This window comes from Pectobacterium versatile, assembly GCF_003932035.1.
GTDB classification, from domain to species: domain Bacteria; phylum Pseudomonadota; class Gammaproteobacteria; order Enterobacterales; family Enterobacteriaceae; genus Pectobacterium; species Pectobacterium versatile.
In genome coordinates this window covers 1,035,225-1,058,764 of record NZ_CP034276.1, presented here as the reverse complement: position 1 = coordinate 1,058,764, position 23,540 = coordinate 1,035,225, and the positions used below count along the sequence as shown (strand labels likewise).

Sequence of the window (23,540 nt, the reverse complement as noted above, 5' to 3'; positions counted from 1 at the left end):
CCAACAAGGCAATAGAAGGATCAGGCCATGAACGCCGATATGCTGCACGAGATTATTTTCTACGTCATGTACGCCTCACTGGTGATCGCCCTGATGATCATCATCGAACGCAGTCTCTATTTTTCCTATACGCGCCGTCAGGCCAAACGGCTGGAACGCGCGCTGACGGCGGATATTCGCCACGTCCACGATCTGCCGGACACGCTGACCCAGCGCCCCAGCCTGCCCATCGCGACAGTGACACCCGTTCTGGCGCAGTCACATCAGGTAGAAAACCGCGATGCGCTTAACGACCTGATCGACGCACAATATCTGCAAAGTAAGCCGCAACTGTCGCGCGGACTCTGGATTCTGGAAACGGTCGTCACCGCAGCACCGTTACTGGGGCTGCTCGGCACCATCATGGGGATTATCGAAACCTTCAAAGCTCTGTCCGCCGCGGGAATCTCCGACCCGAGTCAGGTTTCTGCCGGGATGGGCACCGCGCTGTACGCCACCGGACTGGGCATCGCCATCGCGCTGGTTTGCCTGCTGGGTAACAATTTCCTGCAAAGCCGGATGGAACACATCAACGAAATGCTGAAAGTCCTGCTGATTCGTGCCGGAATGCCGCATACTCGCCAACAGAAAGCGGGCCCTGCTGTGACGCACAACTCCATGACGGACAATGCCGTGACAGACAAAGCGATGGCGGAGAAGCGCTATGCTTAATCGTTGTGGTTTCACCCATCCGTGGCAGCGCTGGAAGTATGGCATCAACACACTACTGACAGGAGGCGTATTGTTTATTGTGAGTGCGTCAGCCCATGCCGACACTAGCGGCTATAGCATTCCCGGCTATGAATTAGTGTATGACGCCCCGGTGGAAACCACGCTGACCGCCCCCGATTTACGCCCCAGCGACGCGGTGTGGATATCGCTGTTTGATAACGCACAGCACACCATTGAACTGGGCCAATTCTATGTCGCTAATCAGGCTGGAACACGCTTCGATAACGTCTTACAACATCTGCGTGCCGCCGGAGAACGCGGCGTGCGCATCCGCCTGCTGCTTGAAGAAAAAGGGCTAAAGATTTCCACGCAGGACACGCTGGAACAGCTCAAAACGATTCCGAATCTGGAGCTGCGCGTGATTCCCTTTGAACGCCTGAGCGGCGGTATTGTGCACGCTAAATATTTGCTGGTTGATGGCAAACAGGCCTACATGGGTAGCCAGAATCTTGACTGGCGGGCGCTGGAGCACATTCACGAAACGGGGTTATTAATCGACGATCCCCGCGTGGTTAATCAAATTAGCGCCATTTTTGAACAAGACTGGCAGGTACAGGCGCGACTGACCCACAGCGAAACCGTTGCGCCGCTGCCCGCAGCAACGCAACCCGCTGACCGTTCGGGCAACTATCTGGTTGCCAGCCCCAAAGCGTTCAACCCCGCTGGCGTAATTGATTCCGAAGAAGAACTCCCTCGTTTGCTGGCCGAAGCCCAACAGCAGGTTCGCATTCAGGTGATGGATTACGTCCCGCTCTCTTATGGCCCGGATAAAACGCGCCCGTACTACGCGGTTATCGATAACGCGATTCGCACCGCCGCCGCACGCGGTGTACAAATTGAGCTGATGGTGTCCGAATGGAGCACCAAAATGCCGAACATCGCCTACCTGAAAAGTCTCGCCGTGCTACCCAACATCCAGATAAAAACGGTCTCGATACCGCAAGCCAGCAGCGGCTTCATTCCTTTTGCCCGCGTGATCCACAGTAAGATCATGACCATCGACGGCAAAAAAGCCTGGATAGGCACCAGCAACTGGAGCGGCGGCTATCTGGATAACTCGCGCAATCTGGAGATGGTGATTCAGAACCCAGCGATGGCGCAGCGGGTGGACATACTCTATACACAACTGTGGAACAGCGAGTACGCGCAGCCTTTGCGCATTGATTATGATTATCCTCGGCCCAATCCGGGCGGCATGAAAGAGAAAGCACAGGAAAACACCGCTTCATCCACGACAGGCGGCACGGTTACCGCACCGTAGCCACTACCCGAATGACATTTGATGGGGAATAGCATGAAACACACGTTGTTAGCACTGCTGGTTGCCGGATTTCTGCCGTTCAGCGCGCAGGCCGAAGGAGAAAAAGTAACACGCTACGTCGTTACCTTCCCGGCCAGCGATCATGTTGCGTATCAGGGCAAATTCGCCAAGAACTTCCCCAACGGTTTGCCTGTCGGCATTGGCTCCGGCCTCTATTTTACTGGCAAACAGGGTGACGACCTGATGTTCACCACCGTCACCGATCGCGGCCCGAATGCCGATGCGCCGCTGGTCGGCGAGAAAGAGGCCAAGATCTTCGCCAGCCCCGACTACGCGCCGCTGATGATGGATATTCGGGTCAGCGCGAAAGCCGCCGAGGCGATCAACGCCCGCCCGCTGCACGATGCCGAGGGCAATATCACCGGCCTACCGCTGCCAGCAGACTTTATTGGCACCACCAATGAAGTGGCGCTGAACGACGCGCTACAACCGCTCAGTACCAGCCAGCGTGGGCTGGATACCGAAGGCGTTACGCCGGATGGCAAAGGCGGCTTCTGGCTGTGTGATGAATACGGCCCGTTCCTGATTCACGTTGATGCCAGCGGGAAGATCCTGCAAAAATTCGGGCCGACGCCTGCGGGCAACGAGCACTCGGTTGCCAGTGGCTTACCGAATATCATCAAATGGCGTCAGCCGAATCGGGGTTTTGAAGGGCTGACCCGCTTGCCGGACGGCACGATCGTCATGGCCGTGCAAAGCACGCTGGATATCGACGGCAAAAGCAAAAACAAAGCACAGTTTACGCGTCTGGTGATGTTTAACCCGGAAACCAAAACCAGCCGCATGGTGGGCTACCCCATCAACATCGACAGCTATAAGAAAGCAAAGGATGCCAAGATCGGCGATATCGTGGCGCTGGATAATCAGCGCATTCTGCTGGTCGAGCAAGGCGCGGACAAAGACAAGCAGATGCAGAACCGCATCTATCTGGTCGATCTCAGCAAGGCGAGCGATCTGACGCCGTTCGATGCCGATGGCAAATCGCCAGAATTTGACGATCTCGCCCAGTTGGAAAAACGCGGCATTACGCTGGCGCACAAGCAGGAGTTGGTGGATCTGCGTAAGCTTGGCTGGCAGCAGGAGAAAGTGGAAGGTCTGGCGCTGGTCGATAAGCAAACGCTGGCCGTCATTAACGACAACGACTTTGGTCTGCAATCTGTACTGCAATCCCCAGTGAAAGCAAAAGATAAAGCGGACGACTATCAGGTTACTGCCGATGGAAAACTGACGCGAGATGGCAAGGCGGTCGAGACGACGTTAGCCATCAAACCGTTGGAGAAGCCAGAAGCCGATAATGAACTGTGGGTGATTCATCTGGCACAGCCGCTGAAGTAGTCTTCTGAGAAATGGCTTCCACCGGAGACGGGGAAGCCACTGTTCAACGCACTTAGGTAACACGCTCAGGCGTGCTCGAACCAGTCGCTATTCTGTTGCGCAATCGGCGTGATCGAATAGATCATTTCCTGCAAATGCTCACGAATGGCTTTTTCGGCGGCATCGGGATCGCGCGCTTTTAGGGCGCTAAAGATCAGGTAGTGCTGTTGGATCAGACTGGTCGGCGGTGAAACCTGACTCAAGCTGAGAAAACGCACGCGGTCCATCGTCGCTTTAATCGATTCGATGGTTTCCCACGCCAGCGGACAGTTGGCAATCTGCGTCAGAAGCTGATGGAAGCTGTCGTCAAGGCTGAGAAACTCACGCACCTGCTCATTCTGCGCGGCCAGTTCCTGACGGCGTAAGTTGTGCTCCAGCGTCAACAGCTGTTCTTCCGTCACCATTTCTGCCGCCCGGCGCACAATCGCGCACTCCAGCGCTTGACGGATAAAGCGGGCATCCGCCACGCGCTGCTCGGAGATCTTCATCACAAACGTGCCGCGCTGCGGCATGATTTGCACCAGCCCGGCCTCTGCCAGCTTGATAAAAGCCTCTCTGACCGGCTGGCGGGACACGTCAAAACGCACGGAAATTTCTTTTTCAGACAGCAGTTTACCCGGCGGAATATTGCACTCCACAATGTCTTTGCGCAGTACGCGATAAATTTGCTGATTGACTGGTTCGTTGTTGTTGATCTGAAAAGAGGTGTCCATGCCGCTGTGCTTACCCGAGAAATTTACCGCTTATGATACACGCTTAGCGCAGCGAGTGTCAGTGTTACAACGCCTGTCGTGGTGAGATCGGAAGACACAGGATAAGGCATTGTCGGCACTCGCCTCACCCTGTGTTGCTTTATGATTACGACTATCTAATGCGGTCACGCGACGGCCATCGCCGTCGCGCTTTCATCCTACCAGTCGGTATCCTGCAATGTTCCTTTCACACCCTTCGCTAACAGCGACAGGTAGTGCTGCGTCACCGCATCGACAAAGACAGGATTCTTCGGCAAATCGTCACCAAAAATCGCCGTCAGCGTCAGTAATGCTGCGACTCGACTTTCGCCTTCCGAGCTGCGTTGCACCGTTTCCGCGATCAAGTCTTTCAGCGGATCGCTAATTTCAATCGGTTGTCCTTGCTCATCCACACCGCCGACATAGCGCATCCACCCTGCCACGCCGAGCGCCAACGCATCAAAACGGCTGCCGCGAGCCAGATGCCAGCGGATCGAATCCAGCATCCGCTGTGGTAGTTTTTGCGAACCGTCCATCGCAATCTGCCAGGTACGGTGTTTTAACGCACGGTTGCGATAGCGATCCAACAGCGCATCCGCATAAGCAGCGAGATCAACGCCCTGCGTACGCAGCGTCGGTGCCTGCTCACGCAGCATCAGATGATGCGCCGCCGCGACCAGTTCGCTGTCCTGCATGCACTCACTGATATGCTGGTAGCCAGCAAGGTAGCCCAGATACGCCAGAAACGAGTGGCTGCCGTTCAGCATACGCAGCTTCATTTCCTCAAACGGCAGGACATCCTGTACCAGCTCCGCACCCGCTTTTTCCCACGCAGGACGGCCGTTGACGAAGTTATCTTCAACCACCCACTGGAAGAACGGTTCACAGGCGATCCCCGCGGGATCGACGACACCTAGCTGCCCCTGAATCGTCTCCAGCGTTTCTCCGGTGATAGCTGGAACAATCCTATCCACCATCGTGGACGGAAAGGTGACGTGCTGTTCAATCCAGCGCGCCAGTTCGACATCCTGCAACTCGGCCAGTTGCACGATCACGTTGCGCGTGACGTGCCCATTTTCCGGCATATTGTCGCAGGACATCACGCTGAATGCCGGTAGCTGGCGTTCCCGTCTGCGTTTGATGGCAGCCAGAATCACACCGGGCAGGGAGCGTGGTTCTGCGGGTAACTCCAGATCGTGGCAAATCAGCGGATGTTCACTATTCAGCTGCCCCGTCGCCGGATGGTGGCAATAGCCTTTCTCCGTGACGGTAATCGACACAATGGCGATATCCGGCGCGCTTAGCGCTTCCAGCACGGCGTCGATACCTTCGACTTCCGCATGCAGCGCGCAGGTTGCTACGCCAATGACCCGGCTATTCCAGCCGCTGTCCGCCATTTCGGACACCGACCACAGCAAATCCTGTTGGCGAATGGCTTCAATCTGCTGCTCGCCGCCAATCAGGTTGATTTCGCAATAGCCCCAGTCGCTACCGTGCTCCGCCGCCAGCTTATCGGCACAGACCGCCTGATGCGCCCGGTGGAATGCGCCAAAGCCAATATGCGCAATACGTGTTTTTAGCAGGCGTCGGTCGTAACGCGGCACCACAACCTGCGGTTTAAGAGTGGAAAATTCACTGATACTCATCGTTATCCCTGATAGGTGATTCAAAAAATACGTCAACTGCTGGAAACCTGAGAGGAACGGGGATAATGGGTAGATCGTAAAGACGCTGTGAATACATCCCTGTACGCTCGGATTGCGCGAATATGAATCTCATCCCTGAGATTCACCCTTTCAGGGCCGTCGCAAGCAACGTTCAAAAACGTTCCTGACGTTTTTGTCCATGGCGCAAACGCTTTACTCTTCTATCCCATTATCCCCGTTTTCGCTCCGCAAACGGGAGCGCTGTGGTGTTCTATTATACCGCGTCGTCTAATTCATCTAAGTCACGGTCTTTCACTTCCGGCATACAGATAGCCGCGACCAGACCGATCACAGAATAAACAATCATCATCACGACAATCGGCCACCAGGAACCGGTCATGTTGCAGAAAATACCCGCTAACACCGGACCAAAACCAACGGCAACCAGGCCACCTGTTTCTTTGGCAATCGCCATTTGCGTAAAGCGGCTGCGTCCACCGAATATTTCCGCCATGGTGATGTTTTCCAGCGCAAATAATCCCAGCACAGCAAAGTTATGAATAATGATAATACTGACGACAATCACGTTAACACTATTCTCTTTATCGACGATAAGAGAGAGCATCGGGTAGGCTAACAATATCGCCGAGATATTCAGAATAACATACGGTACGCGGCGACCAATTTTATCCGAGAGCCAGCCTAATAATGGAATAGTGATAAAACCAATAATAGAGCTGATCATCAATGCATCGGTAGGAATAGATTTATTGAACAAGAGCGTTTGGACTAAATATCCCGCGAGGAAAGTCTGAATTAACCCTGAATTTCCCGCCTGTCCGAAGCGTAATCCCGTTGCCAGCCAAAACGCTTTGCTTTTGAACATGGACAGTACTGATTTTTGCTCGCTTTGCTCAACCACCAGAGCAGGTGACGACTCCTCAGTACCAGAGACATCATTACTGACTTTTTCAAAGACCGGGCTTTCTTTCAGGTTCATACGCAGCCAGATCGCGAAGATCATCACGACTACGCTCGCCAGGAACGGTACACGCCAGCCCCACGCCAGTAACTCTTCTCTAGAGAGGGCAAAAAACATAACGGCCCAGATAGCCGTAGCACTGAGCGTGCCACAGTTGGTACCCATTGCCACCAGTGAGGAAATAATCCCGCGTTTCCCTTTCGGCGCGTATTCAGCCAGCATGGTACCGGCACCGGAAATCTCGGCTCCCGCTCCTAACCCCTGCACGATACGCAAGGTCACCAGCAAGATGGGCGCGAAAATACCAATCTGTGCGTAGGTCGGTAACACGCCAATTAACGTGGTACAGATCCCCATCATGGTAATGGTGATAAAGAGCACGCGCTTTCTGCCGATGGAGTCCCCCATTCGGCCGAAAATAAAGGCACCTACGATACGTGCGACATAGCCTGCGCCGTAGGTTCCCATTGCCAGAATCAGCGCCATTGCCGCCGATTGTTCAGGGAAGAATATTTCATGGAAAACCAATGCCGCACCGAGCGAATACAGTTGGAAATCCATGAATTCTAATGCGGTGCCCAGCCAGCCGGATACTGCCGCCTTGACTAAATCCTTGGTACTTCTTACAGGCTTATCTTGTCCAGATGCTATTTGCGTATTCATATATACTCTCGACGATTTGTAATTATGGTAGAGCACAGTAAGTAAAATTACCGTTCATCATGGTGTCGCAATCCACTCCAGTCCGTTATTGACGATCTGGAGTGATTAAGAGAGAAATAATTACTTCAAAGGAATCATTATATTATTCTGTAGCCGATATAGTTTTTCCTTTTATACCCGTCATACTTCACGTTGCTTGTGCGTTGGCTGCCCTTACTCACCCCAGTCACTTACTTATGTAAGCTCCTGGGGACTCGCGCGGTTGCCGCCTTCATGCAACTCGAATTATTTAGGGTATATATCCCCTGTTGTTAATTACGTGTCATGCTTCATTAAACGTCAGCAGGACTTTACAGCAGCGTTTTTGATCTTTTTCAAAGACCTCAATCGCCTGTACCACCTGCTGATAATCAAACCGATGGGTAATCAGTTTTGCTGGGTCGATACGTTTCTCTTTCAGCCACTCAATTACGATAGGGAATTTATTGGCATTCAAGCGCGATGAGAAAATGGAGATCTCTTTGCTGGTTATTCCCTGTTGGCTGACCTGACAAGGCTCGCTGGAAAAGCCCATGATGGCGATACGTGCCGCAGGAGACGCAATCGTAATCGCTTCCTGCAAAATAGACGGATGGCAGGCAGCATCAACAATCAGCGTAGGCTTGATATTCAGCGCTTCCAGCTCGCCTTTTAATGACAGCGATGCGTTGTTAATAACCCTGTCCGCTCCGCTGCGTAATGCCATATCCAGACGTTCAGGAATGCGATCGACGACAATGACTTCCTTCACGTTGAACACGCCTTTCAGCACCTGAACCGAGGTCAATCCCATCGGTCCCGCGCCATAAATCAGGGCGATATCCTGCTCCGTCGGCTTCACCTGTGCGGTCACGTTGGCTGAAATCGTGAAGGGTTCCACCATTACCGCGAACTCATCAGGAATCTCGTCCGGGATGGTGTGCGCGTTCTTCGCCGGTACGGCAGCGTACTCGCTGAACCCACCATCACGGTGCACACCCAGCACCACCAGCGAGGTACAGACGTTCGGCTTGCCGATTGAGCAAGGGTAGCAGTGACCGCAGCTCACTACCGGGTCGACCGAAACACGTTCGCCCAGACGTGATGCCTCCACGCCCTCACCCACCGCCTCAATCACGCCGAAAAATTCATGCCCGATCACGCGCGGGTATTTGGCAAAAGGGTTATGCCCGCGATAGATGTGGCTGTCCGAGCCACAGATGCCCGCCAGCTTCACCTTCACCCGAACTTCACCTGCCGCGGGCTGCGGAATAGGACGTTCTTCAATCACCAGCGCATTTGGCTGCTGTATCACAATGCTTTTCATATTTTGGCCTCTGATTACCTATTCCACTCTTACCAGTTCCACAACGTGCCGTCTTCTAGACGGGCAACTGGGAGATAAGCGGGGTCATAGGGGTATTTGGCCGCCAGCTTTTCATCGAACTCGATGCCTAACCCCGGTTTTTCGCCTGGGTGCATGTAGCCGTTATCGAATGTCCAGTTATGCGGGAATACTTCCAGCATTTGCTCTGAGTAACCCATGTATTCCTGCACGCCGAAGTTTGGCACCCAAAGGTCAAAATGCAGCGCCGCCGCCATGCAGATAGGCGACAGGTCCGACGGCCCGTGTGAACCGGTGCGCACCTGATAGAGCGAGGCAAAGTCGGCGATGCGACGCATACCGGTAATCCCGCCTGCGTGGGTAATCGTGGTGCGAATGTAGTCGATGAGCTGTTCTTCGATCAGCTGTTTGCAATCCCAGATGCTGTTAAAAACTTCACCAACCGCAATCGGCGTGACGGTGTGCTGACGGATTAAACGGAAGCACTCCTGATTTTCCGCAGGCGTTGGGTCTTCCATCCAGAACAGACGATAGTCTTCAATACTTTTACCAAAGCGCGCCGCTTCAATCGGCGTCAGGCGGTGGTGCATGTCGTGCAGCATGTGCTCGTTGAAGCCAAACTTGTCGCGCACCGCTTCAAACAGCTTAGGCGTGAAATCGAGGTATTTTTCCGTCGACCACAGCTGCTCTTCCGGCAAGTTGCCTTTCGTCGCCGGCTCATACGCCAGCCCTTTGCCTTTCGCCATGCCGTAGGTGGTTTTCATACCCGGCACGCCGCACTGCACGCGAATCGCCTTGAAACCCTCATCGCGATGCTTGGCGTAATCATCCAGCACTTCATCAATCGAGTGGCCAGTGGTGTGGCAATACACCATGACGCCCGTACGCGATGCGCCGCCCAGCAGTTGGTAGAGCGGCATGTTGGCGGCTTTGGCCTTGATATCCCACAGCGCAGTGTCAACTGCCGAAATCGCGGACATCGTCACCGGGCCACGACGCCAGTACGCGCCTTTGTAGAAATACTGCCAAATATCTTCGATCTGGTGCGCATCGCGGCCAATCAGCTGCGGACACACATGATCTTTGAGGTAAGAGGCGACCGGCAGCTCACGCCCGTTGAGCGTCGCATCGCCGAGGCCGGTTAATCCGCTATCTGTCGTAATTTTCAGGGTGACAAAGTTTCGTCCCGGGCAGGTGACAAACACTTCAGCGCTGACAATCTTCACGTTACTTATCCTTCTGTGCATGTAGCCATTCGTTTATGCTGACTACCATACAAGTATATTAATCGAGATAATTTGAATCGCCTCACATTTATTCACATCTGCAACATTTATCTAAAATTCATGAAGAGCGGGAAGAAAAACCGGAGTGCGTCGGGGGAGCAGAATGTGGAGAGATAAGATAAGAAAAGACGGAGGCCGGACAGCCAGTGCATGAGGATTGTTATGAACGCGTAGCATGTTCCCGTTACGGTACATGCCTTGGATATCCGCGCCTTTTGAACAAGGAAAATGCCTACCGAACGGACTTGCTGTTGTAATCTTGCAGGAAATCCAGAAACAGGCGCACCATGGGAATGTTCGTGCTGCGCTTCAGGTAGCTAATCGCGAAAGTCCTTTTCAGTTGCTCTTCCAGCGGAATCACCACGACATCGTAAGCAGTCAGGCTTTTGGCGACAGACGAACAGAGGAAAACCACGCCGGACAGGTTGATCACCAGATCCATAATGATGTCCATATTGCTGCATTCGCGAAAGTAGCTGGGGTTGATGCCCTGTCGAGTGAAGGATTCCGAAACGGCGGCATGTTCCCCCGTCCCTTTCTGCGGCACGATCAGCTTTTCTTTTACTAGCTGCGGCAAGCTGAGCATCTTACTGTCGGCAAGAGAGTGTGACCTTGCCATCACCGCAACAACGTCATCGATCTGACAAATGGTGTGATGAAACAACGGATCGTTCAGGTATTCATCAAAAGGCGTCGAGAAAGACAGGTGGATCTCGCCATTGCGCACCCTTTCCAGTAAATCAGTGCTTACGCCGTCAATGAAAGAGATATCGATATTGGGATAGGCCTTCTGAAACAGGTTAAACATGTTGTAGTGAGCCAGACGGTTAAAAATCGGGATCACGCCAACCAGTAGCGCGCCATCCGTGCTTTCCTCATAGCTGCTGACGAACTGTTCCAGCTCATAATGCTCCTTAATCATCCCCTGAATTTTATCAGCAAAGATCTCCCCGAAAGGCGTCAGAGAAAACTGCCGGGTGGTTCGGTTAATCAGTTTTCTTTCCGTTTCAAGTTCCAGCCGCGCGATCTCCTGCGACAAAAAAGCCTGAGAGATATTCAGCGCCTTCGCCGCTTTAGTGAAACTCCCGACCCGGATGAGCTCCTGATAATAAATCACACGCTTTATGCTAAACATTGTTTTATATTACGCATCAACTGTCTCGTTTATAACCACCCATAATAACAATTATAGGGTTCTGTAAATAATCAAATGTGATTAGATGCACATTTAATTAATGAGAAATAGCGTTAATGACAGATATAGTCAACTTATTATCAAGGAGGATATAATTCATCACCTTAAGACAGCACACATCATATCATTAAAGATTTTTTAATATTATCTTCACAACATGACATCGTTCTTCACAAACCTCACTAATTTACATGCTTCTAACAAAGGACTGAAAGTATGCACTATCCGAAAACAGCCAAAATAGTATTAGCTTCACTCACAATGATGAGTTCTACCGCAATCAATGCAACACAGAACCAACATGAAATCACCGTAAAACAGGAAACCACTTCGGTGAAGTTAATCTCTGATGTCGTTTATTCTCAGGTATCGATGCGCGGCTACCCTAACGTCGCATTAAAAATGGATATCCTTCAGCCTGAAGCAAAAACAGCACTTCCCGTCGTGTTATTCATTACCGGCGGCGGATTCATTAACGCCAATAAAGATAATTATCTACAACAGCGCCTTAACCTTGCCGAAGCGGGTTATGTCGTTGCCAGTATGGAATATCGTGTCGCCCCTACTGTGCTTTTCCCCTCGCCGCTGGAAGATGTGAAATCCGCCATTCGTTATCTGCGCGCTAATGCGAAAAAGTTCGGCATTGACGGCCAACATGCCGCTGTTTTCGGTTCATCGGCGGGAGGCTATCTGGCGGCGTTTGCCGGCGCGACAAATGGTTCAAAAGTCTACGATAAAGGCGATAATCTCGATCAAAGTAGCGATGTTCAAGCCGTTATCGACTTTTATGGGCTATCCGACCTGACGCTGGTGGGTGAGGGTTTTCCTGATGATGTCGTCCAAAAACACGCCTCGCCTTCCGCCACGGAAGCTATCTGGGTCAACGGCACATCGGTATTTAATGAAGGCGGTGCCATCACCCGCTATCCTGAAAAAGCGGCGGCCGCCAACCCAATTAATTTTATCAGCAACGCGACACCACCGTTCCTGATTATGCACGGTACGAACGATAGCGTGGTTTCTCCACGCCAGACCGAGAGATTGCATCAGGCGCTGACGGAGAAAAATATCGAATCAACCTACTACAGCGTTAAAGGCGCAGATCACGGTGGGCCGCATTGGCTGCAACCGGACATCATGCAAATTACCGTGCGCTTTCTTGATAAACACTTAAAGCCCTAATACTTTATTACCATCGATAGAATAGATTCTTCATTATTATGTTGCATAAACGTTAGTGTAAAATAAGCACTAACGTTTTTATTTGTTGCAGAAAAAGAGACCTATCCATTCATCACCCTTTTATCCTCGCCTAAAAAAATGCGTAATCTGATACACATCAATTCTTCACATTTATCTTTCCCTGAAAAATAACCTGATAAAAAACCCTAGCAGAAACGCATCCCACTAAAAGGAGAAACTTATAAAAAATCATCTTCTAAATAAATAGCACAACAAAATGTCATTTATAACAAATCGGTATTTGTTATATACGGATATACAAAAAAATAAACGTGACCAAGCGCACATTTGGCTTTTTATTCCCATGCTCCAATAAAACCACAATAACAACGTGGCTTATTTATTATTTCCATCGTAATGATGGACCGCTATTTTCTATTAGCGCCACACTGCGAAATATTAACACGATGACGACATTAATAATGTCTATGACATCTTAGGGTATTCGCATGGCTATCACCTCAATGTGAAGATTTATGATATGGAAGAATTATCTCGCCGTCGTTTTATTGCCTATATGGGAAGTGCAATTGCCGTTAGTAGAAATATAGGTCTCGCACAAGCGCAAAATGAGCCAGAAAAAACGCCGGGTAAAGTAGCCATTAAATATGGCTTATTGCATAACGAAATGCGCTGTATCGGCTGCAAAGCCTGTATCAAGGCCTGCAAAGAGACGAATAGCGTTCCTGATGGCGTAACCCGGCTGGACATACTGCAAACCGTCGACATTCCCGCCGTCGAGAAAACGCGCGCCATCAAGCAATTTTTCCGTAAGTCCTGCCAGCACTGTGAGAATCCGCCCTGTGTTGCCGTCTGCCCGACGGGAGCCTCCTTCAAAGATGCGCTCACCGGCATTGTTGATGTGAACGATAAACGCTGCGTGGGCTGCCGCTACTGTATTGCCGCATGTCCTTACCATGTGCGTTTCATCAATCCCGTCACGAAAACGGCGGACAAATGCAATTTTTGCAGGGAAACCAATCTGGCCGCTGGGAAACAGCCCGCCTGCGTCGAAATCTGCCCCACCAAAGCGTTGGTATTTGGCGATCTCAACGACCCTGAAAGCAACATTGCCAAGATGATCGCGAGCAACGCGACCTACCGCTCCAAGGTCTATTTGGGCACTGAACCCCAGCTCTACCGTATGCCGGGGAAACGAGGAGAAATCGACAATGCATAATGCCTTCACATTCGACACGCTGGTATGGGATTGGCCCATCGCCGTTTATCTTCTTCTGGTTGGCATTTCCGCGGGAATGGTGTCGCTGTCTCTGCTCATCAGGCACTACGTTCCTACCGAATATCACGGCAGTAATCGCGTCATCAAAGCCACGGCTATCGTCGCACCGCTCGCCGTGATCCTCGGGCTGGGAATTCTGATTTTACACCTGACCAAACCCTTTACCTTTTGGTATTTGATGGTCTTTTACAACCCGACCTCCATCATGTCGCTTGGTGTGATGCTCTTTCAGGTGTATTTCGTCGTGATGCTGTTATGGCTCATCACGCTTTATCATGATGAGTGGCTGACTCAGCTTGAGACCGTCTGGCACCGGCCCGCACTGGCTGCGCGAGCGCGTAAGTTAACGGCGATGATCGTCAAAAAAGCGGCGGTGATTGAAAACCTGCTGCTGGTGCTGGCAGTCCTGCTCGGTTGCTATACCGGCTTCCTGCTGTCCGCGCTGAAATCATTCCCGCTGTTGAATAACCCCGTTCTGCCCGTCCTGTTTCTGGTATCCGGCACCACCTCCGGCATTGCCGTCATGCTGCTGGCCAGTGCATGGGGCCGTAATACATCGGAGAATTCACGCTCCCTGCATTTCATCCACCGCGTGGAAACCCCAGTGGTGTATGCCGAACTGTTCCTGCTGCTGGCGTTTTTTATCGGGCTGCTGCTTGGCGGCGGGCAAAAGGTTGTCGCTGCACAGACCGCACTGTCGGGTTTCTGGGGCGCTGTATTCTGGATTGGCATTATCGGCATCGGTATTGTGATCCCATTCATTGCCAATCAGGTGCGCAAGCCTTCCACTCATTCCGGCAAAGGCCAGCTGATTACGTTAGCGGCCATGAGCCTGTTCGGTGTGTTCCTGCTACGACTGTTCGTGCTTTATGCCGGACAAATGACGGTGGCCTGAATGAACACGTCATGGGTCTTATTCTGGATTGCTTCTGCCACCTTTTTCATGCAATCCCTGGATACCACCATGGTGTATGTCGCCATTCCTGCCATCGCGCAGTCGCTACACCAGCCGGTGTTGCATATGGAAACGATCGTGATCTCCTACATTGTCACGGTCGTCGCGTTTACGCCGGCCAATAGCTGGCTGGCGGAACGGCTAGGGGAACGGAAAACCTACCAGATTGCGATTGCCATTTTCACGCTCGGCTCGCTGCTGTGCATGACAGCAACCACACTCGGCAGCTTAAGCGTTTTCCGCTTTATACAAGGCATCGGCGGTGCGCTCATGCTGCCCATCATCAGAACCGTCATCTTGCGAACCACGCCGCAGAAGCTGAAATTACGCTTCCTGAATCGGGTGACCTTATTGGGATTACTCGGCACCCTGATCGGCCCCGTTTTCGGCAATATTCTGGTTAGCTTACTCTCGTGGCAGGCTATTTTCCTCGTGAATATCCCGCTGGCTTTACTCTGCTTTTTTCTGGCAACTCGATATATTCCTGTTGCTGCCATAAAAGAGACAACCCGAACGGGTGCCTATGAAGTCGCTTTTCCCATTTTGATGTTATTTCTCGTGGCCTTCATGTTAACCACCGCCACGAAAAATATATTGCCAACGTTCGTCATGCTATTCCTGTCTTGCAGCACGCTGGGCTTGGTATTCATTTATTATCGGCAGCATCTCATTACAGAGACGGCATTATTCCCCCGCGCCCTGTTTGGCATCAGAACCTTTTCTGTCGGCGTTATTGGCGGCATCGCGACGCGAACACTACTGGCATCAACGCCCGTAGTGCTTTCGTTAATGCTGCAAACAACGCTGGCCTGCAAACCTGCGGAAACCAGCCTGATTCTGCTGCTTTTTTCCAGCGGTGCGCTGCTGTCAAAACTGCTGTTCGAGCCATTGGTCAAGCGTATTGGCTACCGTCGGTTATTGATGCTGACAACCAGCGTCACGTCGCTGTGTATCCTCGCCTTGAGTGTTGCCGTGCAAGAGAAATCGATGCTGCTCATCGGCATCATCGCCATGATGTTAGGCGTGCTGATTTCGACCTTATACTCAGCAGAAAGCACGCTGGCCTTTAGTAATCTAAATAACAGCACGTACCACAGCGGTAATAATCTGCTAACCATTAGCCAATTACTTTCCGTCATGCTCAGCATGACGCTGACATTTCCGATATTACGTTTTCTTTCTCAGTTTGAAATCATCTTCAACCTTAATCATTTCAGCCTGTTGTTTTTATTACTCGGCATTGGCTTACCCCTTTGCTGCCTGATATTCAGGCCCCTCAATAACGACGACGGTTATCACTTTATTCATGGGAGATAGCTTTGTGATTCACCGTATTCATTCAAAAACTACTGGAACTATTGATATGAAAATCTGCTTAGGAATCCTTCCACTCTGCCTGTTATTCACAATGGGAAACGCGGTCGCACAAGAAGGGAATTTTAAAGCTGGCACCTATTCTGCCGCCAGACAGGGTATCGGCGGCGATGTCACCGTCACGCTTGATATCGATGCGCAGGGGAAAGTCCTCAAATCGACAATTGATGCCCCGGAAGAGACACCAGAAGTCGGTGGGGAAGCGGCAATAGAACTCGCAAAAGCCATGACCGAAAAGCAGAGCATCCAGGTTGATGGCGTGTCCGGTGCCACGATGACCAGTGGCGCGGTGCAAGAAGCCGCGGAAGACGCGTACTCGCAGGCTAAGGCGAATTAATACCGTGTTGTAAGAATACTAATAACATTAAGGAAAACATCATGAAACGCTTCAGAAAAAGTGTACTCGCGACGCTCTGCCTCTCGATGATGAGCTGGTCTACCGCACAGGCGGCGGACGCGGCAAAACCGGAAATCCCGAAAAGCGCGGATATCGTTATTATCGGCGCGGGTGCGGCAGGCACGTCGGCAACAATGGCCGCCGCAGAGAAAGGGGCGAAAATCGTCTTACTGGAAAAACAACCGATAGTTGGCGGCACGGGTAACTTTGCCGAAGGCATCTTCGCCGCCAACAGCAGCATGCAGAAACGTCAGGGGATTGTGGTCACGCCGGATATGGCCTTTAAGACCATCATGGAGTACAGCCACTGGATGGCCAATCCCTTCGTAGTGCGTGCCTTCGTCAACCGCTCGGCGGACACGATTGAATGGGTGAAATCGAAAGGCATCAAGTTTGAATACATCGGCCCCGGCGGCCCTGGCGGTATGCTGACCTGGCATGTGATCGACGGCCCCGGCCACGGACGCCACCTGATCAAGACATTCCACGAGCAGTTTAAAACGATGGATGTCACCACGCTGGTGAAGACAGCGGGTAAAGATCTGGTCGTGAAAGACGGCAAAGTCACAGGCGTCATCGCACAAGATAGCGAAGGCAACACCGTCCAGATAGACGCCAAGGCCGTCATCATCGCGACCGGTGGCTATGCCAACAACAAAGAGATGCTGCAAAAATACGCCGCCTTCCCCGATACCATTATGGTAGGTAACGTCGGTAAAGACGGCGACGGTATCAATATGGCCTGGAAAGCCGGCGCCAAGCCGGACGGCTTGGGTCTCCTGCAAGCCTATCGCCCCGGCCTGCCGGACTACGCCCCGAACTCTCACCTGCTGGCCGCCGCACGTCAGCCCTATCTGTGGGTTGACCAACACGGCCGCCGCTTTACCGATGAATCCAACGTCATCATCTGGCCACATTCCGGCAATGCGCTGTCCAAAGCGGGCGGCATCATGTACTCCATTTTTGACGAAACATCCCGTAAGCATTACGTCGAAGACGGCATTGATGTGCCGATTGGCGAATGGGTGATCGCCAATACCAAGCTGACTAAATTTGATAGCGAATTTACCAAGGAAAGTCAGAAAAATCGCGGCTTCGTCTTCAAATCCGCCACCATTGACGGGCTGGCGAAAGAGATGGGCGTTGATGCCAGCGTGCTGAAGAATACGCTGGAAGAAAATAACAAATTTGCGTCGCAAAAGCGGGATGAGGTGTTCAACAAAAACATGGATTACCTGCGTCCGGTAAAAACCGGCCCGTTCTATGCGGTGAGAATGCAGCCCGCCGCGCTGGGTACACTCGGCGGCGTGAAGATTGACGAGAAAATGCAGGCGATAGATAAATCCGGCGAGGTCATTCAGGGTCTGTACGTCACGGGTAATGATGCTGCTGGCATGTATGGTGACACCTATGACCTGCTGTTAGGCGGCGGCACGTTTGGCTTTGCGCTCAACTCGGGTCGTATCGCGGCAGAAAGTGCGCTTGATTATATGAAATTCAGCAAGAAATAAGCTCTGCCCTTAAGCCTGATGTCGCTCGTTTGAGCATCGAGATACACGGGGCGACCACAGGGGTGAGGCCTCCCTACGGGAACCTCCCCCTGTGTTTCCCCTAACAGCGGGCTTAAATGACCAGCATTATCTAAGACAGCCTGTATTGCTCTATGCGGGCTGGTCATTCTTCTTATCCCGCTTTACGAAATGTCAGATTAAAACGGCATTCGTTGGACATCCCTTCCGGCACGCTGCCGCTTTTCAACGGCAGAATGCCGTGGAAATAGAGCCGCGATTCACCGCCCCAAACCACCACATCGCCATGCGTCAGCGGAACACGCTGTGCTTTATCGCTACGCGCCATGCCGCCAAACAGGAACGTCGCGCTAAACCCCAGCGAGACAGACACGATCGGCTGACGGAAATCCCGCTCGTTTTTATCCTGATGCAGCGACATGCGCGTGCCGACATCATAGCGGTTGATCAGGCAGGCATCCGGTTCAAAATCAGCAAAACCGGCTTCGCTCGCCGCCTGCTTCGCCAGTCGGGAAAAAGCCTCTGGCATGGCAGGCCACGGCTCTCCGCTTAATGGATCCTGTGCGGTGTAACGATAGCCGCGTTCATCTGTTACCCAGCCAAGCGGCCCGCAGTTGCTCATCGCCACCGACATCACAAAGCCGCCCGGTGTGGCCATATTCCGCAACGGCGCACGCGCAGTGACGGCGTTCAGTGCCGCAAGCAACGCCGAGGCATCGTCATAGGCGCGACCGCGCAGGATAACTGCGCCCGGTGCCAGCGTTTCCGTCCAGCGACGCGGCGCTTCATCGGCAAATAAATCAAAATTCACGATAACGACTCCCCTCGCGGATGCGCAGCTTATTCTTTCCCCAACTGCTCTTTCTCCAACAGGGCGCGTTTACGCACGACGCCCCAGCGATAGCCTGACAGCACACCATCATGCCGGACCACGCGATGACAGGGAATCGCGACTGCCAGACGATTCGCGGCACAGGCTCCCGCGACAGCGCGCACGGCGGCGGGCGATCCGATTCGCTCAGCGACGTCACGATAGCTCAGCGTTTCTCCTGCCGGGATCGCCCGTAACGCCTGCCAGACTCGCTGCTGGAATGCGGTACCGCGAATATCAAGCGGCAGCGTCAGTCCGATGGCCGGATCGTCGACAAACCCAACGACCTGCGCCATTCGTTGTTCAAACATCGCATCGCCGCCGACCAGATGCGCGTTGGCAAACATCTCTTGAAGCGCATGGAGCAGAGATTCAGGATCGTCTCCCAGCAGGATCGCGCAGATCCCTTTCTCGCTTTCCGCCACCAGCACCTCGCCGAGTGAGCAGCGGCCAACGGCAAAGCGGATCGTCATCCCTTTTCCTCGGTTCTGAAACGCCGTCGGCGTCATCCCTAAATGCGCGCCCGCGTCGGCATAAAAGCGCCCGCTGGCGTCATAGCCCGCCGCCGCAATCGCGGCGGTCACCGTGTCGCTATCTGCCAGTTGTTCACGTAGCTGCCGATGACGATGGGCGCTGGCATACTGTTTTGGCGTCAGACCGGTTATGGTTTTGAACACGCGATGGAAATGGAAGGCGCTTATCCCCACGGCCTGAGCCAACACTGCCAACGTCGGCTGATGTTCCGACTGTTCAATCATCCGGCAGGCACGGGCAATCTGCTGCGTCTGCTGTTCTTGCCGCGAAAGCGTTCCCTGACGGCAGCGTTTACAGGGGCGGAAACCCGCCGCCTGCGCCTCATCGGCCGTCGTAAAGAACACCACATTTTCGCGCCGAGGCTGGCGTGATGCGCAGGACGGCGCACAGTAAATCCCCGTTGTCTTTACCGCATAGATAAAGCAGCCGTCTGCCGCCTTATTGCGCGTCACCACCGCCTGCCAGCGCGAGTCAACATCCTGAAACAGCGTATCGTTAAGCATCGTATACACCTCAACCTCATTCCAATCTCAGTATGACTGCCAGTCTTACTATGACTAAACGTCTTACTATTACTGCCAGTCTTAATACAACTGAAAACCACGCCATGCGCTAACGCTAAACCAGCGCCACCTTACGCACACGTCCAACTCTTGCTTTTTCATTCGGATCGCCCCGATGTTGATATTTCCGCCGACATTAACGGTTACTTTTTGAACAAATCTGTGATGCGAATAAATGGTACACGGTGGGACTCCATTTTTTCTCTGCAATCAGGGGGCAACATGAGCAAAAGTAAAGTTCACTGGAATGGCGGTTTGCATGATGATGCGGTGCAGATTATGTCACGCGGTGGGGGAATCATCGTTTCTCCAACCAAAGTGGGTTATATCATCATGGCTTCAGATAAAGCAGGGCTGGAGCGCAAATTTGACGCCAAACAGCGCAACCGAAACAAGCCGGGTGTGGTGCTGTGTGGCTCAATTGCCCAGTTGAAAGTGCTGGCACAGTTAAATCCAGAAATCGAACAGTTATATCAGCGCCATTGGGACACCGATGTCCTGCTGGGCTGCATCCTTCCCTGGCACGACAGCGCATTAGCGCGTATCCCCAAAGACGGATCGAAAGCGCTGATGATGGACGATCGCAAAACCAGCTGTTTCGTGATTAAATTTGGTAAACCGAGCGAAATCCTCACGCAGGCACTGTGGGAAGAGTACGGAAAATTAACCTTTGCCAGTTCAGCCAACCCGTCAGGTAAAGGCAACCGAGGCGAGGTGGAGGGGATCGGGGAACGTATTAGCGCCTTTGCCGATCTGATTATCGAAGCCGACGATTATGTAAAATCTATCCAGCCAAATAAGTCCCATGACACACGCTACGAGCAAGGCGTGATGGTGTCGATGGTGGATACAGAAGGTCAGTTAGTACCGGAACAGAAAGGGAGACGAAGTGTGTATCCCTGCCCGACGCTGATACGCAAGGGGCTGGATGTGGACAAAGTGATGTCGCTACTGTCTGACACCTTCACCACCTGGGACTATCGGCACGGCGATTATTATTAACGCGTAACAGCGGCATAGCCTGCCGCTGAAATATTCTCTCCTTCAGCCACGCTCCACTACACATCACCCTCGGCACTTCTTGCTTTTTCATTCGGATTTTCTGTTTCATACGAATAGCCCTTCCCACATGGCGCGCCATGCGGCAATCTCCTATGCTCGTTTTCTGTCCTTTGCGTTCTCATTACGGAAGCCGTTTATGCCATCCCATCCGCCAGCAGATTTCACGCAGCGCGCCAAAACCCACCTCAGCGCCATCAATACGCGCTGGGCCAGCCTGATCGAACAGATTGGTGATTGTCGCCATCAAACGGCACCACACCGGGAACCCTATGAGGCGCTGATGCGTGCCGTTGCCTATCAGCAGCTAACGACGCGTGCTGGGGATGCCATGGTCGCGAAGCTCCTGCGGGTACATGGCGACGTCTTTCCCACCCCGGAACAGATACTGGCCTGCTCCACCGACACGTTGCGGCAGTGCGGTTTTTCCGCCCGTAAAGCGGATACGCTGCATGGCATTGCACAGGGGGCGCTGAGCGGTCTGGTACCGAGCCTCGAACAGGCCGCAGAGCGGGATGACGACACGCTCATTCAGCAACTGACGTCGCTCAAGGGGATCGGACGCTGGACGGTCGAAATGTTTTTGATTTATTCGCTGGAACGCACCGACATCATGCCGCTCGACGATCTCGGTATTCGTCAGGGGTTACGCTACGTTTACGATTTGCCGGACATGCCAAAGCCGCGCGATTTGCAGGCACTGAGCCTGCAATGTCAGCCTTATCGCACGGTGGCATCCTGGTATTTATGGCGAGCGCTTGAGCTACCGGCGTATCAAAGCTTTAAGCTGACACACCGGTAACGCAGAGTTAACACAGGCAAGTTAACGTAGACGAATTAGCGCAGACGAGAACTGGCTGAGACCTGCTGAGCGTGATGGCGGCGGTTCATAATGCGTTCCCGCAGCGAATCGTAAGCCCAGTTGTACACCACGGTGTACGGCAGGAAGAACAGGAAGAAGCCGATCTCCACCATCAGCGCCTGCCACAGCGTGACGTTCAGCATCCACGCCGCCAGCGGCAGACCAATCAGGATAAAACCGCCTTCAAACCCCAGCGCGTGAGCAATACGAATCGGCAGTCGGCGCTTAACGCGATCCGCAGGCCATAGGCGATCGAATATCGAGTTGTAGATCATATTCCAGATCATCGCGACGCTGGAGAGCATAATTGCCAGTGCGCCCATATCGAAGAGCGGCTTATTCAGCAGCCAGGCACCCGCTGGCGCACAGATCGTCAACGCGATGAGCTCAAAGCCCACCGCATGGTACACACGCTCACGTAAGGTTTTACTGGTTTTGTTCTGCATAGCACATTCACTTTATTTATTGCGAGTTACTGGTCAATTTTCGCCATGACCATGGATGGCATCGTATTACGGTCTTATTTTCATCGTATAAGGTGGTAGAGTACAGTTAGATTCCATCGATAAAATCGATACATCTGTCATATTGTCCTGAAACTCGAATTATTTAGGGTATAGATAACGATGCGATATTCACCAGAATCCTTGCTGGCTTTTGTTACCACCGTTGATGCAGGCTCGTTTTCCGCCGCCGCTCGACGATTGCATAAAAGCCAGTCCACCATCAGCGCGGCCATCGCTAATCTGGAAGCCGATCTGGGGCTGACGCTGTTTGATCGATCCGGTCACCAGCCTGTGCTCACGCTGGCGGGCAGAAAAGTGCTTTCCCACGTACAGGCGATCTTATCCGCCAGCGAAGAGTTGGATGAGCTGGCGATTCGTCTAGCCGACCATATCGAGCCCCGCCTGACGTTTGTGCTGTCCGACATCTGGCAAGCCACCCACTACGAACCCGTGCTTCAGCGTTTCGCCCATCATTTTCCTGATATTGAATTTGAATGCCTGATTGCGGAAGGCGATGACGTGATCGATCTGCTGCAAACAAACCGTGCGCATGTCGGGTTACTACGCGCTCAGGCGGATTACCCGCCCGATATTGCCGCCGCGCGTTTGCAGGTTAAGACCGAAATGGCCATCTTTGTGTCGGCAGCGCACACGCTCGCAACGGAAAAAACCGTGACGCGCAGCCAGTTGGCGACAATCCGCCAGCTTTATCTCAATACCTATAAACGCAGCGACCGGCTGCAACCAGAAGGGATCGTCTGGTCTACGCCGTCTTATCTTATGCTGTTGGAAATGGCACAGCAGGGGCATGGCTGGAGCATTCTGCCACGCTGGCTGGTGGCGCAATATGACCAGCAGAAACTGGTGGAACTGCCTGTCGCGGGCTGGCCGCAGTGGATTGACGTAGACGTTGTCTGGTCCAAACCCCACCCACCCGGCCCGGCGGGGTTGTGGATGATCGACAATCTCCTTGCTCAACAAGAGAGTACGCCGCCATAACTGCGCCACTGCGTTGGTAAAACCAGATCATTCATCACATAGGCCACCGCTCCGTGGCTTTTGTGATCGGCCTGTTT

The 23,540-nt window shown here is 52.8% G+C and carries 21 protein-coding genes; 12 read left to right on the top strand and 9 right to left on the bottom strand.

The features are described 5' to 3' along the window. Positions 1-27: 27 nt before the first annotated feature. The 3 genes from EIP93_RS04830 to EIP93_RS04820 are packed head-to-tail and all read left to right on the top strand — an operon-like array spanning position 28 to position 3,427. The gene (locus EIP93_RS04830; RefSeq protein ID WP_109225521.1) at positions 28-711 is read left to right on the top strand and encodes a MotA/TolQ/ExbB proton channel family protein; all 684 of its coding nucleotides are present in this window, start codon (positions 28-30) and stop codon (positions 709-711) included. Then, a complete protein-coding gene (locus tag EIP93_RS04825; protein WP_125232361.1) occupies positions 704-2,032 on the top strand; it encodes a phospholipase D-like domain-containing protein in 1,329 nt (442 codons plus the stop codon). The genes EIP93_RS04830 and EIP93_RS04825 overlap by 8 nt, the downstream gene beginning before the upstream one ends. 33 nt (positions 2,033-2,065) lie before the next feature. Beyond that, positions 2,066-3,427: an esterase-like activity of phytase family protein gene (locus EIP93_RS04820; protein WP_119880040.1), complete on the top strand. Its 1,362-nt coding sequence runs from the start codon at positions 2,066-2,068 to the stop codon at positions 3,425-3,427. Between the two features lie 65 nt (positions 3,428-3,492). On the opposite strand, the gene EIP93_RS04815 is transcribed toward EIP93_RS04820, so the two are convergent. The 6 genes from EIP93_RS04815 to EIP93_RS04790 all read right to left on the bottom strand — a co-directional run bounded on the left by EIP93_RS04815 (position 3,493) and on the right by EIP93_RS04790 (position 11,272). Beyond that, positions 3,493-4,179 carry a GntR family transcriptional regulator gene (locus tag EIP93_RS04815; protein WP_010309278.1) on the bottom strand — a complete coding sequence of 229 codons (687 nt, stop codon included), beginning with the start codon at positions 4,177-4,179 and terminating at the stop codon, positions 3,493-3,495. A 197-nt stretch (positions 4,180-4,376) separates the two neighbouring features. Then, positions 4,377-5,843, bottom strand: coding sequence for a mannitol dehydrogenase family protein (locus tag EIP93_RS04810; RefSeq protein WP_125232360.1), 1,467 nt, complete (start codon positions 5,841-5,843; stop codon positions 4,377-4,379). A gap of 274 nt (positions 5,844-6,117) precedes the next feature. Further along, positions 6,118-7,488 carry an MFS transporter gene (locus EIP93_RS04805; RefSeq protein WP_125232359.1) on the bottom strand — a complete coding sequence of 457 codons (1,371 nt, stop codon included), beginning with the start codon at positions 7,486-7,488 and terminating at the stop codon, positions 6,118-6,120. A 322-nt stretch (positions 7,489-7,810) separates the two neighbouring features. Then, positions 7,811-8,833, bottom strand: a complete 1,023-nt coding sequence (locus EIP93_RS04800; protein ID WP_125232358.1) for a Zn-dependent oxidoreductase — start codon at positions 8,831-8,833, stop codon at positions 7,811-7,813. A gap of 29 nt (positions 8,834-8,862) precedes the next feature. Continuing rightward, positions 8,863-10,077, bottom strand: coding sequence for a D-mannonate dehydratase ManD (gene manD / locus EIP93_RS04795; protein ID WP_039283781.1), 1,215 nt, complete (start codon positions 10,075-10,077; stop codon positions 8,863-8,865). A gap of 292 nt (positions 10,078-10,369) precedes the next feature. After that, on the bottom strand, positions 10,370-11,272 hold the full coding sequence (locus EIP93_RS04790; protein WP_125232357.1) for a LysR family transcriptional regulator: 903 nt from the start codon (positions 11,270-11,272) through the stop codon (positions 10,370-10,372). A gap of 276 nt (positions 11,273-11,548) precedes the next feature. Here EIP93_RS04790 and EIP93_RS04785 point away from each other — a divergent pair, with 276 nt between their 5' ends. The 6 genes from EIP93_RS04785 to EIP93_RS04760 all read left to right on the top strand — a co-directional run bounded on the left by EIP93_RS04785 (position 11,549) and on the right by EIP93_RS04760 (position 18,051). Then, entirely contained in the window at positions 11,549-12,514 is a 966-nt protein-coding gene (locus EIP93_RS04785) for an alpha/beta hydrolase (protein ID WP_103942791.1), read from the top strand. A gap of 541 nt (positions 12,515-13,055) precedes the next feature. Then, the gene (locus EIP93_RS04780) at positions 13,056-13,754 is read left to right on the top strand and encodes a 4Fe-4S dicluster domain-containing protein (RefSeq protein WP_103942793.1); all 699 of its coding nucleotides are present in this window, start codon (positions 13,056-13,058) and stop codon (positions 13,752-13,754) included. Beyond that, a complete protein-coding gene (gene nrfD / locus EIP93_RS04775) occupies positions 13,747-14,709 on the top strand; it encodes a cytochrome c nitrite reductase subunit NrfD (protein ID WP_103942795.1) in 963 nt (320 codons plus the stop codon). The genes EIP93_RS04780 and nrfD overlap by 8 nt, the downstream gene beginning before the upstream one ends. Next, positions 14,710-16,086, top strand: a complete 1,377-nt coding sequence (locus EIP93_RS04770) for an MFS transporter (protein ID WP_103971857.1) — start codon at positions 14,710-14,712, stop codon at positions 16,084-16,086. 46 nt (positions 16,087-16,132) lie between these two features. After that, the gene (locus EIP93_RS04765) at positions 16,133-16,480 is read left to right on the top strand and encodes an FMN-binding protein (RefSeq protein WP_040031108.1); all 348 of its coding nucleotides are present in this window, start codon (positions 16,133-16,135) and stop codon (positions 16,478-16,480) included. Positions 16,481-16,521: 41 nt separating this feature from the next. Then, a complete protein-coding gene (locus tag EIP93_RS04760) occupies positions 16,522-18,051 on the top strand; it encodes an FAD-dependent oxidoreductase (RefSeq protein WP_125232356.1) in 1,530 nt (509 codons plus the stop codon). Between the two features lie 172 nt (positions 18,052-18,223). Here EIP93_RS04760 and alkB read toward each other — a convergent pair whose 3' ends face one another. Further along, the gene (gene alkB, locus EIP93_RS04755; protein ID WP_125232355.1) at positions 18,224-18,880 is read right to left on the bottom strand and encodes a DNA oxidative demethylase AlkB; all 657 of its coding nucleotides are present in this window, start codon (positions 18,878-18,880) and stop codon (positions 18,224-18,226) included. A 29-nt stretch (positions 18,881-18,909) separates the two neighbouring features. Continuing rightward, the gene (gene ada / locus EIP93_RS04750) at positions 18,910-19,977 is read right to left on the bottom strand and encodes a bifunctional DNA-binding transcriptional regulator/O6-methylguanine-DNA methyltransferase Ada (protein ID WP_125232354.1); all 1,068 of its coding nucleotides are present in this window, start codon (positions 19,975-19,977) and stop codon (positions 18,910-18,912) included. A gap of 282 nt (positions 19,978-20,259) precedes the next feature. On the opposite strand from ada, the gene EIP93_RS04745 reads away from it, so the two are divergent. Together EIP93_RS04745 and EIP93_RS04740 are read left to right on the top strand one after the other, a co-directional pair. Next, on the top strand, positions 20,260-21,039 hold the full coding sequence (locus EIP93_RS04745) for an L-threonylcarbamoyladenylate synthase (RefSeq protein ID WP_103942804.1): 780 nt from the start codon (positions 20,260-20,262) through the stop codon (positions 21,037-21,039). Positions 21,040-21,235: 196 nt separating this feature from the next. Next, entirely contained in the window at positions 21,236-21,898 is a 663-nt protein-coding gene (locus tag EIP93_RS04740) for a DNA-3-methyladenine glycosylase family protein (RefSeq protein WP_125232353.1), read from the top strand. Between the two features lie 35 nt (positions 21,899-21,933). Here EIP93_RS04740 and EIP93_RS04735 read toward each other — a convergent pair whose 3' ends face one another. After that, on the bottom strand, positions 21,934-22,404 hold the full coding sequence (locus EIP93_RS04735; protein WP_103971852.1) for a multidrug/biocide efflux PACE transporter: 471 nt from the start codon (positions 22,402-22,404) through the stop codon (positions 21,934-21,936). 180 nt (positions 22,405-22,584) lie between these two features. On the opposite strand from EIP93_RS04735, the gene EIP93_RS04730 reads away from it, so the two are divergent. Next, positions 22,585-23,463 carry a LysR family transcriptional regulator gene (locus tag EIP93_RS04730; RefSeq protein WP_103861306.1) on the top strand — a complete coding sequence of 293 codons (879 nt, stop codon included), beginning with the start codon at positions 22,585-22,587 and terminating at the stop codon, positions 23,461-23,463. The last annotated feature ends 77 nt before the right edge of the window (positions 23,464-23,540 follow it).

Excerpts from the sequence above, each read along its gene's own strand:
- EIP93_RS04830 (WP_109225521.1), top strand. The coding sequence starts at position 28 with ATGAACGCCGATATGCTGCACGAGATTATTTTCTACGTCATGTACGCC.
- EIP93_RS04825 (WP_125232361.1), top strand. The coding sequence starts at position 704 with ATGCTTAATCGTTGTGGTTTCACCCATCCGTGGCAGCGCTGGAAGTAT.
- EIP93_RS04820 (WP_119880040.1), top strand. The coding sequence starts at position 2,066 with ATGAAACACACGTTGTTAGCACTGCTGGTTGCCGGATTTCTGCCGTTC.
- EIP93_RS04815 (WP_010309278.1), bottom strand. The coding sequence starts at position 4,179 with ATGGACACCTCTTTTCAGATCAACAACAACGAACCAGTCAATCAGCAA.
- EIP93_RS04810 (WP_125232360.1), bottom strand. The coding sequence starts at position 5,843 with ATGAGTATCAGTGAATTTTCCACTCTTAAACCGCAGGTTGTGGTGCCG.
- EIP93_RS04805 (WP_125232359.1), bottom strand. The coding sequence starts at position 7,488 with ATGAATACGCAAATAGCATCTGGACAAGATAAGCCTGTAAGAAGTACC.
- EIP93_RS04800 (WP_125232358.1), bottom strand. The coding sequence starts at position 8,833 with ATGAAAAGCATTGTGATACAGCAGCCAAATGCGCTGGTGATTGAAGAA.
- EIP93_RS04790 (WP_125232357.1), bottom strand. The coding sequence starts at position 11,272 with ATGTTTAGCATAAAGCGTGTGATTTATTATCAGGAGCTCATCCGGGTC.
- EIP93_RS04785 (WP_103942791.1), top strand. The coding sequence starts at position 11,549 with ATGCACTATCCGAAAACAGCCAAAATAGTATTAGCTTCACTCACAATG.
- EIP93_RS04780 (WP_103942793.1), top strand. The coding sequence starts at position 13,056 with ATGGAAGAATTATCTCGCCGTCGTTTTATTGCCTATATGGGAAGTGCA.
- nrfD (WP_103942795.1), top strand. The coding sequence starts at position 13,747 with ATGCATAATGCCTTCACATTCGACACGCTGGTATGGGATTGGCCCATC.
- EIP93_RS04770 (WP_103971857.1), top strand. The coding sequence starts at position 14,710 with ATGAACACGTCATGGGTCTTATTCTGGATTGCTTCTGCCACCTTTTTC.
- EIP93_RS04765 (WP_040031108.1), top strand. The coding sequence starts at position 16,133 with ATGAAAATCTGCTTAGGAATCCTTCCACTCTGCCTGTTATTCACAATG.
- EIP93_RS04760 (WP_125232356.1), top strand. The coding sequence starts at position 16,522 with ATGAAACGCTTCAGAAAAAGTGTACTCGCGACGCTCTGCCTCTCGATG.
- ada (WP_125232354.1), bottom strand. The coding sequence starts at position 19,977 with ATGCTTAACGATACGCTGTTTCAGGATGTTGACTCGCGCTGGCAGGCG.
- EIP93_RS04745 (WP_103942804.1), top strand. The coding sequence starts at position 20,260 with ATGAGCAAAAGTAAAGTTCACTGGAATGGCGGTTTGCATGATGATGCG.
- EIP93_RS04740 (WP_125232353.1), top strand. The coding sequence starts at position 21,236 with ATGCCATCCCATCCGCCAGCAGATTTCACGCAGCGCGCCAAAACCCAC.
- EIP93_RS04735 (WP_103971852.1), bottom strand. The coding sequence starts at position 22,404 with ATGCAGAACAAAACCAGTAAAACCTTACGTGAGCGTGTGTACCATGCG.
- EIP93_RS04730 (WP_103861306.1), top strand. The coding sequence starts at position 22,585 with ATGCGATATTCACCAGAATCCTTGCTGGCTTTTGTTACCACCGTTGAT.